Below are 15,358 nucleotides of genomic sequence, written 5' to 3' on the forward strand. Positions count from 1 at the left end.
CGTACAATTCATTTAATTTATACAATTTTAAGAAATCGATTTCGTTGATTACCAATAATGTAATTATATTAATCGTAATTAATCATTGGAAAATAAAAATTATTATTAATTTTTATTTAATTTGCGAAAAAATTTAACAATCATACAATGAGAACGATTACCCGTCTTTTTGATTTTCCTTACTATCAGCTAGAAAATTACAACAAATTAGATGCTTTGGTTACGAAGCAAGATGGTGTTTGGGTGAAAACCTCAACCCAGGAATATCTTGATAAGGCCAATGCAATTTCTAGGGCATTGCTAAGAATGGGTATCCAAAAAGATGACAAAATCGCTATCATTTCAAGCAATAATAGAACGGAGTGGCATATTATGGATATTGGTATTTTACAAACCGGTGCCCAAAATGTACCTATCTACCCGACTATTGCTCAAGAGGATTATGAATATATTCTAAATCATTCTGAGGCTATGTATGTATTTGTTTCGGATATTGAGGTATACAATAAAGTAAGCAATATAAAAGCGAATGTACCTTCATTAAAAGATGTTTTTTCATTCAATGAAATTGGAGGATGCAGAAACTGGACAGAATTATTAAATCTAGGCGCGGACAAAAGTAATCAAGATGTTGTTGAGGATAGAAAGAACAATGTAAAATCTGATGATTTAGCAACAATCATTTATACATCGGGAACAACAGGACGACCAAAAGGAGTTATGCTTTCTCATAGAAATATTGTTTCAAACGTGCTTAACAGTGCGTCCAGAATTCCTTTTGAGGCTGGGAAAAGTGTGGCATTGAGCTTCCTTCCTATCTGTCATATTTTCGAAAGAATGATTTTATATCTGTACCAATATTATGGTGTCTCTGTATATTTTGGAGAATCCATAGACAAAATCAGCAGTAATTTAAAAGAAGTAAGACCAACCGTAATCACTGCCGTGCCAAGACTTTTGGAAAAAGTATACGATAGCATTCTTGCAAAAGGAACTGAATTGAAAGGAATCAAAAAAATGCTTTTCTTTTGGGCCATCGATTTAGGACTGCGTTACGAGCCTTATGGAGCCAATGGTTATTGGTATGAATTCCAATTAAAAATTGCCCGCAAACTAATTTTCAGTAAATGGAAAGAAGGTCTGGGAGGTAACTTAGATTTAATGGTTTCTGGAAGTGCCGCTTTACAAAAAAGGTTGTCACGCGTATTTGCAGCTGCCGAAATTCCAGTTATGGAAGGTTACGGATTAACCGAAACTTCTCCAGTAATTACTGTAAATGACATGAGAAACAGAGGTTTCAAAGTTGGAACTGTCGGAAAAGCCATTGACAATGTAGAAGTAAAAATTGCCGAAGACGGTGAAATTCTTTGCAAAGGTCCAAACGTTATGATGGGTTATTACAAAGATCCTGTGAAAACAGCAGAAACTATCATCGACGGTTATTTCCATACGGGAGATATTGGTAATGTTGATCAAAATGGATTTTTGACCATTACTGACCGCAAGAAAGAAATGTTTAAAACTTCGGGAGGTAAATACATTGCGCCACAAATTATTGAAAACACCATGAAACAATCGCGTTTTATCGAGCAGATTATGGTTATTGGTGATGGAGAAAAAATGCCAGCTGCGTTCATTCAACCTAGTTTTGAGTTCATAAAAGAATGGGAAAAACTACATGGAATTGAAGTTGGAAAGACAAACCAAGATATAATTTCAAATCCAAAAGTAATTGCGCGTATTCAGGAAGAAATTGATCATATCAATCCGAAATTTGGAAATTGGGAACAAGTAAAGCGTTTCGAATTAACACCCGAAGTTTGGTCCATTGACGGCGGACATCTTACTCCTACCCTAAAATTAAAAAGAAAAATTATATTGGAAATTTATAAAAAGCAATATGAAAAAATATACGGTCACCCACTGTAGCCTTTTATAACTTAAAACCTCAAAGTCCTGATATTTACTATCGGGACTTTTTTTTTTGTATTTAAAAACTTCTTACCTTCACTATAATTTTAAAAAAATATTATGAGAATCAGAATCTACACAATGCTTTTCATCAGCCTCTTTATGATTGTAGGATGTAAAGAAAAAACCGAAGATACCATTAAAGCCAATTATCTGGATTTCTCCAAAAGAGACGATCAATTTACAGGCGGCATCAAAATGATTCCTATCACCACTCCAAAAGGAACTTTCAAAGTTTGGACAAAAACAGTGGGAAACAACCCAACCATCAAAGTGTTATTGCTTCACGGAGGCCCAGGTCTCACTCACGAGCTCTATGAGTCATTTGACGGCTATTTCCCAAACGAAAGCATTGAATACATCTACTATGATCAATTAGGCTCTTATTACAGTGATCAGCCTAATGACAACAGTCTGTGGACAAACGAACGATTTGTGGAAGAAGTGGAACAGGTTCGAAAAGCACTAGGTTGCGACAATACCAATTTTTATGTTTTGGGACAATCTTGGGGCGGAATCCTTGCGATGGAATACGCTTTAAAATATCAAAAGAATCTCAAAGGACTGATCATTTCCAATATGATGGCCAGTGCACCTGCTTACAATAAATATGCAGATGAAGTTCTTGGCCCAAAACTTCCAAAAGCTGTTTTTGAGCAGATTAAAACATTTGAAAAAAACAAAGATTATACCAATCCAAAATACACCGAACTACTTTTTAAATATTATTATACAGAGCATATTTTAAGAATGCCAATTGACAAATGGCCAGAATCCATAAATAGATGTTTCAAACACATCAACCCAAATGTGTATGTGTATATGCAAGGTCCAAGTGAATTTGGAATTACCGGAAATGCCACTTTAAAAGATTGGGATGTCACTGCCCGACTCAAAACGATTAGCGTTCCTACTTTGGTTATTGGCGCCAAATACGATACGATGGATCCCAAACACATGGAATGGATGTCTCATGAAGTGCAAAACGGACGATTTTTATATTGCCCTAACGGAAGCCACCTTTCGCAATACGATGACCAGAAAAACTATTTCAAAGGAGTCATTCAGTTTTTGAGAGATGTGGATAATGGGGATTTTAAGAAAAGATAATAAAAATCAATCTACTTCATTAAACAGAAAATCATAATCCATAATCATGATTTTCTGTTTATTTTTTTTGTGTTATAAAATCATAAATTTCTGTGGTTAAGTTTTCAATTTCTTTATTCTTAGACAAAATTTCCCATGAAAAATTTTTATCAAAAACTAACTCGCTTAATTCACGTTTATTAACAATTGTTCCAAAGGAATCATCTGGTTTCACTTCGTAATTAGATTGATTAAGAATGGATTTTTTTGAAATATTACCCATTTTTTTTCTTAATTCTTCTAGAAATTCTCCAACATATTTTTTCGCAAAATCTGAATAATTAACTTCGGATAATRCTTCTTCAATTTTTATTAAAATTTCATCTTTATGTGACTTGACTAACGTTTTATTACAAAGATCAATTAGAATTTCTTTCCACGTTTCATTGGTCAAAAGGTTTTCCACCTCTCTTATATTCCAAATAACTTTAGGAATAAAATTATCTGTTTTTGCATCTTCTAACTCTTTCAATCTAATTCCTTTTTTACTACTTTGTTTAGATGCATCTGAATCTGCTAAAAGAAATATTCTATTACTAATTGCCAAAGCTTTTATGTCCTTTAAAACAACCTGTACATCTTCTTTTTCCACTTTATCATCAAAAATATAATGATCAATATTAGAACCTGCATATTCAAAAAATGCAAAATCGATATCCTCTTTTATATTGACATACTTTTTCTTATCATTTTTTAAAAGATAATCTGTATATGATTTTAAAAATGCCTTTATATAATTTCTATCAGATATTCCTTCAACCCAAATACTACAATTGGCCATGAAAACAGATGAATTATTCACTCCTAATTCCTTAAGCAATTTGTTATCACCTCTATTTACATTTTTTATAGTAAACTGTTTATCATTCAATTCATTATTTCTTGGAGAAAATGAATAAATAGAAACATTTTCTTTTTCAATTGTTAGATCTAAAAAATGATTTGAATGAGTACTAATTATATATTTCAGGTTCTTATTCGTTAAATCTTTATTAGATGTAATTTGCTCTAAAAACAATCTTTGCATTCCTGGATGCAAATTAAGTTCTGGCTCATCAATAAAAATAAACGATTCAGGATCCGCCATAAAGATCTTATACATTAGTACAATTAATGCTTGGATACCATCACCTAAATCATATAGCTTTTTAGTTTCTTTATCCCCTTCAACGTGTATAAGAATTAATTCGGATTCATTAATTCCTTTTTCATTATCATTTTTATCGAATTTTGCTACAATGTCAATTTGTTTGCTATCAAAAAAATTGGCACTTAAAAATTTTTCAAAATTATCAAACTGAATTCTTATGGCTTTTTCTGAATTTCTTGAATTCAATATATCTCTATATAAATGTAGTCCAGTAAAAATTTGAACACTGTTATCTATTCTATAATTTTGCAGATAAGTATGAAGAAATATATCTTTTTCAATCTTTTCATAATCATTTGTACCTGGTACATCTAATTTCTTTTCTGAACCATATTTTATTATTTGAAATAGTGAATGTGCCGTTCTTAAAGTTGGTATATAATACTTTTTAGGCTTAAATTCTTTCGTATATGTTACTTCTATTTTAGAATAATTCTTCAAAAAATCTTCTTGCATATCTGTATAACGAACCATTTCATCAAGCCTATTTTTGTTATCTTTGATAACAGAGACAAAATTATCTTCTTTCAATTTAACAAGCCTATTTCTTTGAATTTTGTCAACTTTCGGGTCTATATTTACTCCTCCTACAGCACTTCTATAAATTCGAGCATTATACTTATCTAAAAAAGTTTGTATTTTTTCTCTATTAAAAATTTCAACATGTAAATTGTACTCATCAATAAGTTCTCTTCTGAGCAATAAATCATTAATTCCAACATATGAATTTAGAGACATCAACTGTCTCATAAATCTACTTTTACCACAATTATTCGCTCCAACAATTATATTTATAGAATTAAATTTTGGAAAATATTTTATTGAATGATCTTCATCATTTAAAAAATAATCTTTAAACTTTTCAGAATTCTCTATAATTAAATCATAAGTATGTTTCATAATTTTATCTTTTATAATCTGTCTAAAAAACAAATCCAACTCCTCATTCAACTTCTTCCAACTCTCAACTTACCAATATTTTACTTGTTAAATTGTATTTTTTCTAATTAAACTTAAAATCAGTTTTTCTCAAATATAATTACAATAAATTTCATACAATTACAGAAATCCATAAACAGCTAATAATTCCGTTTATCTCTTGCAAATCAAACAAAAAATCCGAAACCAGTCGCTGTTTGAATAGGTCAATGGGCTTCAAATCAACATTGGTATCTCCATTGAAAAACATCAAACGGATCATCCAGATCACTAATTAATAAATAAAAATCGCAATTTATTACGCATGCATAATATTTACCAAACTCCTTATTTCAAAGGAGTTTTTTATTTATATTTATAAAAAATTAAAAAAAAATGAAATTTATTATGCACGCATAGTATTTTTTTTATTACATTTGAAAACGATATAGTAAAATATGAAAAACAAAACAATAGATTATATCCTAAGAGCAACTTGGCAAGCCGTATCAAGAATGTACAACGAGGAAGCCAATAAATATGACGCAACAATGGCAACTGGATTTGCCCTATTAAGCATCGATAGAGAAGAAGGAACACCTTCAACGGCATTAGGGCCAAGAATGGGAATGGAAGCTACGAGCTTGACCAGAACCTTAAAATCGATGGAGGAAAAAGGATTAATCATCAGGAAGAAAAATCCAGAAGACGGCAGAGGAGTTTTGATCTATCTAACTGATTTCGGTAAAGAAAAAAGAGAGCTTTCTAGAAATACTGTTTTAAGATTTAATGAATCCGTTAGAAAACATATCTCGGAAGAAAAAATAAACAATTTCATAGAAGTAGCAGAAATCATCAACGAACTAATTCAGAATAAAAACATATTTAATCAACCAGAAAACGATAATGATGATATCGCCAAGATTCAAAAGCATTAAAAACTAATGAAGAATTGCGATAACATATTCAATTAAAAAAAAATAGTAACTAAGTATGAAATCGCCATGATTTTCATTTATAAACACTAATAAAATTAATCATGGAGATACCATATTACCAAAATTTAAATATTAACTTTATATGAAACGCACCATTAAAAAAGTAGCAGTAATCGGATCCGGAATTATGGGTTCGGGAATTGCTTGTCATTTTGCCAACATTGGAGTCGAAGTCCTGCTTTTGGATATTGTCCCAAGAGAATTGACTGATGCCGAAGCCAAAAAAGGGCTTACACTTGAAAGTAAAATTGTTCGCAACCGTGTGGTAAACGAACATTTGGCCAACTCATTAAAATCGAAGCCCTCTCCTATTTACAGCCAAAAATTCGCAAGCAGAATCACGACTGGAAACACTACGGACGATATGGCCAAGATTGCCAATGTGGATTGGATCATCGAAGTGGTTGTGGAGCGTTTGGACATCAAGAAATTGGTTTTTGAGCAAATTGAAAAATTCAGAAAACCGGGAACTTTGGTAACATCAAACACTTCTGGTATTCCGATTCACTTCATGAGCGAAGGACGCAGCGAAGATTTCCAAAAACATTTCTGCGGTACTCACTTTTTTAACCCTGCGCGTTACTTAAAATTATTCGAAATTATTCCTGGTCCGCAAACTTCTTCTGAGGTTTTAGACTTCTTAACCATATACGGAGAGAAATTCTTGGGTAAAACTTCGGTTGTTGCCAAAGATACTCCGGCATTTATCGGAAACCGTATTGGTATTTACGGAATCCAAAGTTTATTCCACTTGGTAAAAGAATTGGGATTGACCATTGAGGAAGTAGATAAATTGACAGGACCGGTTATTGGTCGTCCAAAATCGGCTACTTTCAGAACTGTGGATGTTGTTGGATTGGATACTTTGGTACATGTTGCCAACGGAATCTACGAAAACTGCCCAACAGACGAACAACACGAATTGTTCAAACTTCCTGAATTTGTAAACAAAATGATGGAAAACAAATGGTACGGAAGTAAAACAGGCCAAGGTTTCTACAAAAAAGTAGATAGAGACATTCTTTCTTTGGACTTGGATACTCTTGAATATCGTCCTGCCAAAAGAGCTTCTTTCGCTACTTTGGAATTAACAAAAACAATCGACAAACCAATCAACAGATTTAAAGTTTTAGTTAAAGGAAAAGACAAAGCAGGTGAATTCTACAGAAAAAGTTTCTCTGGAATGTTCGCTTACGTTTCCAACCGTATTCCTGAAATCTCTGATGAGTTATACAAAATAGACGATGCCATGAAAGCAGGTTTTGGATGGGAAAATGGTCCATTCGAAATTTGGGATGCCATTGGTGTTCAAAATGGAATAGAAATCATGAAAGCGGAAGGTCTTGAGCCTGCTGCTTGGGTTACCGAAATGATTGCTTCTGGAAGCACTAGTTTTTATACGGTAAAAGAAGGAGCTACTTATTTCTACAATATTCCAACGAAATCGCAAACTAAAGTTCCAGGACAAGATGCATTCATCATCCTGAACAACATTCGCGAAAGCAAAAAAGTTTGGAGCAATAGTGGAGCTATCATCCAAGATTTGGGTGACGGAATTTTAAACTTAGAATTCCAATCCAAAATGAATACTATTGGTGGTGACGTTTTAGCTGCGATCAATAAAGCGATAGATTTATCCGAAAAAGAATACCAAGGTTTGGTTATTGGAAATCAAGCAGCGAATTTCTCTGTTGGTGCCAATATCGGAATGATATTCATGATGGCGGTGGAGCAAGAATATGACGAATTGAACATGGCTATCAAAATGTTCCAAGACACTATGATGCGTGTACGTTATTCAGGAATTCCTGTTGTTGTTGCTCCTCACGGAATGACTTTTGGTGGTGGTTGCGAAATGAGCTTACATGCTGATAAAGTGGTTGCCGCTGCAGAAACGTATATGGGATTAGTTGAATTTGGTGTTGGTGTACTTCCTGGTGGTGGTGGATCTAAAGAAATGGCTTTAAGAGCTTCTGATTTATTCCATAAAAACGATGTGGAATTGAACGTGCTTCAAGAATATTTCTTGACTATCGCTATGGCAAAAGTATCGACTTCAGGTTACGAAGCTTTTGATACCGGACTTTTACAACATGGTAAAGATATAATTGTAGTAAACAAAGACCGTCAAATTGCCGAAGCTAAGAAACATGCTTTATTAATGGCTGAAGCAGGTTATACACAACCTATTAGAAGAACTGATGTTAAGGTTTTAGGTAAACAAGCATTGGGAATGTTCTTAGTTGGAACAGATCAAATGGAAGCTGGAAAATATATTTCTGAGCACGATAAAAAAATCGCCAACAAACTAGCTTACGTTATGGCTGGTGGTGATTTATCTGAAGCGACTCTAGTATCTGAACAATATTTATTGGATATCGAACGTGAAGCTTTCTTGTCACTTTGTACCGAAAGAAAAACATTGGAAAGGATACAGTTCATGTTAACAAAAGGGAAACCACTAAGAAATTAAGAGATGAAAACAGCATACATAGTAAAAGCATATAGAACAGCCGTTGGGAAAGCACCTAAAGGAGTTTTTAGATTTAAAAGACCTGATGAGCTTGCTGCAGAAACCATTCAATACATGATGAATGAGTTGCCTGATTTTGACAAAACACGTATTGACGACGTTATGGTAGGAAATGCCATGCCGGAAGCAGAACAAGGTTTGAACGTAGGACGTTTAATCTCTTTGATGGGATTAAAAGTAGATGATGTACCTGGAGTTACCGTAAACAGATATTGCGCTTCAGGATTGGAAACAATCGGAATGGCAACTGCCAAAATCCAATCTGGGATGGCACATTGTATCATTGCCGGTGGAGCCGAAAGTATGAGTTATATTCCAATGGGAGGTTACAAACCTACTCCGGATTATGCTGTCGCAAAAGCGGGACACGAAGATTACTACTGGGGAATGGGATTGACATCGGAAGCGGTGGCAAAACAATTCAACATTTCTCGTGCAGACCAAGATGAATTTGCTTTTCAATCGCACAATAAAGCTTTGAAAGCTCAAGCTGAAGGTAAATTTGACAAACAAATTGTGCCTATCACAGTTGAACAGACTTTTATCAATGAAAATGGTAAAAAAGAAACCAAATCATACGTTGTAAACAAAGACGAAGGCCCAAGAGCTGGAACTTCTTTGGAAGCATTGGCTGGTCTTAGAGCTGTTTTTGCTGCCGATGGAAGTGTAACAGCTGGTAACTCTTCTCAAATGAGTGATGGTGCCGCTTTTGTACTGGTTATGAGCGAAGAAATGGTAAAAGAATTAAACCTTGAACCTATCGCTCGTTTGGTAAACTTCGCCTCTGCAGGTGTTGAGCCAAGAATTATGGGAATTGGTCCTGTAAAAGCAATTCCAAAAGCGTTGAAACAAGCAGGATTGACTCTTAATGATATCGATTTAATTGAATTGAACGAAGCTTTTGCTTCTCAAGCATTGGCAGTTACCCGCGAACTGAACTTGAATCCTGATATTATCAATGTGAATGGTGGAGCTATTGCCCTGGGTCACCCTCTAGGTTGTACTGGAGCCAAATTATCTGTTCAATTGTTTGATGAGATGAAACGCAGAGGAAGCAAATACGGAATTGTTTCTATGTGTGTGGGAACTGGACAAGGTTCTGCAGGGATTTATGAATTATTGTAATTAAAAAAGTCTATTACTTAAAAAATAAAAAAATGAGCGACAAAACAAGAGGTGGTCAATTCATCGTAAAAGAAACAAAATGTGAAGATATTTTCACACCAGAAGATTTCAATGAAGAGCAATTAATGATGCGTGACTCTGTAAAAGAGTTCGTTGACAAAGAATTGTGGGCACACAAAGATCGTTTTGAGAAAAAAGATTACGCTTATACACAAGAGTGTATGAAAAAAGCGGGAGATCTTGGTTTCTTAAGCGTATCTGTACCTGAAGCTTATGGCGGAATGGGAATGGGATTTGTAAATACTGTTTTGGTATGTGATTATATTTCGGGGGCAACGGGTTCATTCTCGACTGCTTTTGGAGCCCACACTGGAATTGGAACAATGCCAATCACTCTTTACGGAACTGAAGAACAAAAACAAAAATACGTACCTAAATTAGCCTCTGGAGAATGGTTTGGAGCGTATTGCTTAACTGAGCCAGGTGCTGGATCGGATGCTAATTCTGGAAAAACTAAAGCTGTTTTATCAGAAGACGGAAAAACATATTCAATCACTGGACAAAAAATGTGGATTTCGAATGCAGGATTCTGTTCTGTTTTCATCGTATTCGCAAGAATTGGTGACGACAAAAACATCACCGGATTTATCGTAGAAAATAATCCAGACAATGGAATCTCGATGAATGAAGAAGAGCATAAATTAGGTATTCGTGCTTCTTCTACTCGTCAGGTTTTCTTCAATGAGACTAAAGTTCCTGTTGAAAATATGTTGTCTGAAAGAGGAAATGGTTTCAAAATCGCAATGAACGCCTTGAACGTAGGTCGTATCAAATTGGCTGCTGCTTGTTTGGACGCACAACGTAGAGTAATCACAGGAGCGGTGAACTATTCTAATGAAAGAATCCAGTTTAACACTGCAATTTCTCAGTTTGGAGCTATCCGTTCAAAATTGGCTGAAATGGCAACTTCTTGCTACGCAGGAGAAAGTGCTTCTTACCGTGCAGCAAAAGATATTGAAGAGCGTATTACAGAGCGTGAAGCTGCTGGTGCTTCTCACCAAGAGTCAGAATTGAAAGGTGTTGAAGAATATGCTATCGAGTGTTCTATCTTGAAAGTAGCTGTTTCTGAAGACGTTCAAAACTGTGCAGACGAAGGAATTCAAATCTTTGGTGGAATGGGGTTCTCAGAAGACACACCTATGGAAAGTGCTTGGAGAGATGCTCGTATTGCTCGTATCTACGAGGGAACAAACGAAATCAACAGAATGCTTTCTGTTGGTATGTTAATCAAAAAAGCAATGAAGGGGCACGTTGATTTACTAGGACCTGCTTCTAAGGTACAAGAAGAATTAATGGGAATTCCATCTTTTGAAACTCCTGACTATTCTGAATTGTTTGCTGAAGAAAAAGAAATGATCGGTAAATTGAAAAAAGCGTTCCTTATGGTTGCTGGTGGAGCGGTTCAAAAATACGGTCCAGACTTAGATGCACACCAACAATTATTGATGGCTGCCTCTGATATCTTAATCGAAATCTATATGGCCGAAAGTACGATCTTAAGAACAGAAAAATTAGCCAAAACAAACGGTGCTGACAAAATCAAAGAACAAATCGCTATGGCACAATTGTACTTGTACCAAGCAGTTGATATCATCACTCAAAAAGGAAAAGAAAGCATTATTTCTTTTGCAGAAGGCGATGAACAACGCATGATGTTAATGGGATTACGTCGTTTTACTAAATACACTAACATGCCAAATGTGGTTGGTTTAAGAGAAACGATCACCACTAAATTAGTTGCAGAGAACTCATACTGTTTCTAATATAAAAATCTTTTTTAGTTTTTATTTGTAAAAAGCCGCTATTGTCCCTGAATGACAAAGCGGCTTTTTTATTGGGATGAAGGTTTGGTTTGTTAAATAATCTTAACTGAAATTATTACTAATCACGTTCTAACTTATCAATATCTATATCCGTAAGGTTTTGAATATTTCTTGTGATTTTTTCAATGCTCCAATCCCACCATTTCAATTTTAAAAGCCTTTCAATAACATCATTTGAGAATCTTTTTTTGATTTCAGTTGCGGGATTTCCTCCAACTATTGTATAAGGTTCAACGTCTTTGACTACGGTTGCGTTTGTGGCAATAATAGCTCCATCTCCAATGGTCACACCAGCCATAATGGTTGCGTTGTAACCTATCCAAACATCGTTGCCAATATGGATATCTCCTTTTTGAGGATATTGCTTCCCCTCCATTGCATTTTCCCAACCTTGACCGAAAATAGCAAACGGATAAGTTGTTAATGCATTTGTCAAATGATTGGCTCCATTCATAATGAATTTCACATCGGAAGCTATCATGCAAAATTTACCAATAATCAGTTTGTCTCCGATGAAATCAAAATGATATTTTACATTTTTCTCAAAGTTCTCCACATTTTCAAAATCATCATAATAGGTATAATCACCAACTATAATATTTGGATTTTTCACAATATTTTTTAGAAAACAAAGTCGGTCATAATTTTGAAGTGGGAATTTTATATTTTTATCCGGGCCTGTCATTTTGATAGTTGATTGTTTAGATAATTTGTTAATTGCAAGTCTATTGTAATAAACAATGAATTCAATTCAGTAAGAATTAGAATTTCACATACTCAATTTATTGGCATTAACACTGCCCAAATATAATGCTAAAATGGTTACAAGCAATAAGTTGTTTTCGTCATACTATTTGATATTTCGTGTGAATACACCCAAATACAAAACAGCAATAAAACATTGACAATAAACAACTTAAAACCAGTTAAAAATAATACTAACCTGAATTCAATTATTATTTGGAGCAGAAAGATTAGGCATTTTTAGGCCACATTGGTCCCGCACACGAGGCTGAAAGCCGAACTGGCGAAGCAATCCGTTGCAATCTCACTCGTTGAAAAAACGAGAGAGGATTTCCAATGCTATCGGGGCTAAAGGGGAGAGATTTGCTTCGCCTGTTCGCTATCGCTCGGGTGGCTTTTTTATCATTATCCCAAAAAAACTCTGTACACTTTACAGACTGACTTATAAAATTTCACAATATGACTGCTTAGAAATTACCACAAAATTGTACTAAAAAGCGTATAAAATAAATATTATAATTACAAAAAATACTTTAAGTTCAATTTGAATCATTTAATTAATTAACCAAATTAAAAAACATTATGTCAAATTTATTAAACAATCGTGTTAATGTCACGTTAACACCGGCGCAGATGACGGCGGTTAAAACAGCTTTTCAAACCATTATTACCAACCTTCCTTTTCTGGTGGGCTTAACAGCTGATGAGCGCAAATCATTACAAACGATTGATGTTGCGAACAAGGCGTTTACCGAAGATGCAATTAATGCCGCCATAAATAATAGTACTTTGGTTCCTGGTTATGTCTCGGTAGCTGGGATGCAGAGCGATTTATCGCTTTTTGTCCAGCTGGATGAAATCTCGGGATTGGCAACACAGTTGTGTGAGCGAGTGGAAGACACCAAAATGCTGGCAGGAAGTGAGGCCTACCAAGCGGCGCTTACATTATACCGTGCTTTTGGAACGGCTGCCGATACGGGTGTTTCTGGTGCAGATTCTATTGTGGAGCAACTTAAGAAACGCTTTCCGAACAATAGCGGTAGCCCAACTGCCAATGCAGCCCCTCCTGCTCCGGTTCAATAAAAAACAATTGCAGTTACAACTTGCCCCATTAGGATACTAATGGGGCTTTTTTTATGGCTAAAAATTTAGCAGGCATATCCACTTTTAGGACATTTTTTAGGAATAATGGTGTTTATAGGTAGTTGTACTACTGATTTATAGTAGTAGGACTATTGATTTACAGTAGCATTACTACTGCTTTTACATAGCAATACTACTGTTTTATAGTAGCAATACTACTGTTTTATAGTAGCAATACCGCTGTTTTACAGTAGCTATACTACTCCTTTTCAGTACCAAAACTCCCCATTTACAGTAGTAATGCCACTGATTTAAAGTAGCTATGCCACTACTTTACAGTAGCAACAGCATATTTTTATAGTACTTATATGATCTTTTTTAGTAATAATTAATTTATATTTGAGTTATTATCCTATAATAAATGGTAAATAATGAAAAGCAACAACAAAAAACACAGCACAGATAGAGGCGAGCAATACCCAATAGTGGGCAATTTTATCAGTTACCATATCGCGCAGCAGGGACTCACAAAAGCGGCCGTTGCCAGATCTTTAGATATACTCCCCAACGGACTGGCGGCTTATTGCAAAAATGACACCTTGCAGTTTGCTGTTTTGTGGAAACTAAGCCTAGTGCTGAAACACAATTTCCTTGCCCAATTGGGTGAATACCTACCCTATCGTTTTGAAACCATACGTGAAAAAGCACTCAAGGAGCAACTAGCCGAGAAAGATGCCCTAATCCAAAAAATGGAAATACAACTGGAATCTTTTAGGGAAATAATGAAGTCCTGATAAATGATATGTGTGGCGTTTTATTTGATAAATAATGTTATGTTTGTCACACATATCTCCTCGAAATTGGGTGGCTTTGTGTGATTTTATGACACACATACTAGTTACCTGTCATTTTAGAGAAAACCAACAACATAAAACAAGTTATGAAGCTTTATATATTTTCAATATTGACTATCTTTTTATCCGGATTTGTTTCTTGCCAGAATAAACCAATTCAAACAATTGAAGAAGTTAGTAATGCAAAGCTAAATGAAGCTAAAGTTTACATATTAAAAAAACAAAAGATCAATTCAGAATTTGATTATTCAAAATTAAATGATATTGATGCTCATTATGGCAGATTTCCTAAATTTAAAGAATCCGACGACATCATATCTGCTTTTGAACCTATAAAAGGTCAATATAATTATTATCAATTTATCGCAACTTATAAGGGAAATAGTCACAATGATGGCGGACCAACTTTAATTAAAGAATTTCACGACATTTTGATTATTAAAACTGATTCCAAGAATCAAATCATTGATGCATACCAATATACTTTGGAATGGTCTGAACCAGATTTTCAAATTGATGTTTATAAAAGTACAGCTAAGAATTTAACTCTGACCGACAACTTACAATTAAACACTTTAAAATTGAATCGTACTTATGATCTTTGGGACGAAAAAGACAAAACGCTTAATGAGAATGKAATTATTCGCCTTAAATAAAAACGACAGGTAACACACGCTACAACGGATTTGGGCAATTTGGCTTAATGGAAAGTTGGTTTTGTATTTGTAATGATTTGGCTAATCCGAATAACGGGCTTAATTTAGTACCAAACCCGCTGTAGTACCAGAACGTCAGGCTGTGAAAAAACCTCTTTTTTTTCTCAAAATCTTCAAATTTTACAATCCTACAATTCAAATAAAGCCTTCTGAGAAGGCTCTTTTTTTAAGCTACTAATTTTATCGGATAAAAATTGTGCCTTGCATTTAGCTTTAAATAGATCACTTTTATTA

At 34.5% G+C, this 15,358-nt stretch carries 11 protein-coding genes; 9 read left to right on the forward strand and 2 right to left on the reverse strand.

What is annotated here, in order from left to right; genetic code table 11:
- Positions 1–147 precede the first annotated feature (147 nt).
- Positions 148–1,929, forward strand: coding sequence for an AMP-dependent synthetase/ligase (locus AC1DY0_RS16265; RefSeq protein ID WP_477189638.1), 1,782 nt, complete (start codon positions 148–150; stop codon positions 1,927–1,929).
- 102 nt (positions 1,930–2,031) lie between these two features.
- Complete coding sequence (locus tag AC1DY0_RS16270) at positions 2,032–3,081, forward strand: proline iminopeptidase-family hydrolase (RefSeq protein ID WP_477189639.1); 1,050 nt, start codon at positions 2,032–2,034, stop codon at positions 3,079–3,081.
- Positions 3,082–3,139: 58 nt separating this feature from the next.
- Here the strand turns inward: AC1DY0_RS16270 and AC1DY0_RS16275 are convergent, their stop codons facing one another.
- Positions 3,140–5,170, reverse strand: coding sequence for an AAA family ATPase (locus tag AC1DY0_RS16275; RefSeq protein ID WP_477189640.1), 2,031 nt, complete (start codon positions 5,168–5,170; stop codon positions 3,140–3,142).
- Positions 5,171–5,646: 476 nt separating this feature from the next.
- Between AC1DY0_RS16275 and AC1DY0_RS16280 the strand changes: the two genes are divergently transcribed.
- From AC1DY0_RS16280 to AC1DY0_RS16295, 4 genes are all read left to right on the forward strand, one after another.
- Entirely contained in the window at positions 5,647–6,126 is a 480-nt protein-coding gene (locus tag AC1DY0_RS16280; protein WP_477189641.1) for a MarR family winged helix-turn-helix transcriptional regulator, read from the forward strand.
- A gap of 142 nt (positions 6,127–6,268) precedes the next feature.
- Positions 6,269–8,659 carry a 3-hydroxyacyl-CoA dehydrogenase/enoyl-CoA hydratase family protein gene (locus AC1DY0_RS16285; RefSeq protein WP_477189642.1) on the forward strand — a complete coding sequence of 797 codons (2,391 nt, stop codon included), beginning with the start codon at positions 6,269–6,271 and terminating at the stop codon, positions 8,657–8,659.
- Between the two features lie 3 nt (positions 8,660–8,662).
- Positions 8,663–9,844: an acetyl-CoA C-acyltransferase gene (locus AC1DY0_RS16290; RefSeq protein WP_477189643.1), complete on the forward strand. Its 1,182-nt coding sequence runs from the start codon at positions 8,663–8,665 to the stop codon at positions 9,842–9,844.
- Between the two features lie 32 nt (positions 9,845–9,876).
- Positions 9,877–11,667: an acyl-CoA dehydrogenase family protein gene (locus tag AC1DY0_RS16295; protein ID WP_477189644.1), complete on the forward strand. Its 1,791-nt coding sequence runs from the start codon at positions 9,877–9,879 to the stop codon at positions 11,665–11,667.
- Positions 11,668–11,785: 118 nt separating this feature from the next.
- On the opposite strand, the gene AC1DY0_RS16300 is transcribed toward AC1DY0_RS16295, so the two are convergent.
- Positions 11,786–12,412: a CatB-related O-acetyltransferase gene (locus AC1DY0_RS16300; RefSeq protein WP_477189645.1), complete on the reverse strand. Its 627-nt coding sequence runs from the start codon at positions 12,410–12,412 to the stop codon at positions 11,786–11,788.
- Between the two features lie 641 nt (positions 12,413–13,053).
- Here AC1DY0_RS16300 and AC1DY0_RS16305 point away from each other — a divergent pair.
- The 3 genes from AC1DY0_RS16305 (at position 13,054) to AC1DY0_RS16315 (ending at position 15,064) form a co-directional block, all read left to right on the forward strand.
- On the forward strand, positions 13,054–13,554 hold the full coding sequence (locus AC1DY0_RS16305) for a hypothetical protein (protein ID WP_477189646.1): 501 nt from the start codon (positions 13,054–13,056) through the stop codon (positions 13,552–13,554).
- Positions 13,555–13,985: 431 nt separating this feature from the next.
- A complete protein-coding gene (locus AC1DY0_RS16310) occupies positions 13,986–14,348 on the forward strand; it encodes a hypothetical protein (RefSeq protein ID WP_477189647.1) in 363 nt (120 codons plus the stop codon).
- Positions 14,349–14,494: 146 nt separating this feature from the next.
- Entirely contained in the window at positions 14,495–15,064 is a 570-nt protein-coding gene (locus AC1DY0_RS16315) for a hypothetical protein (protein ID WP_477189648.1), read from the forward strand.
- The last annotated feature ends 294 nt before the right edge of the window (positions 15,065–15,358 follow it).

This window comes from Flavobacterium sp. P1_E4 (assembly GCF_056405915.1).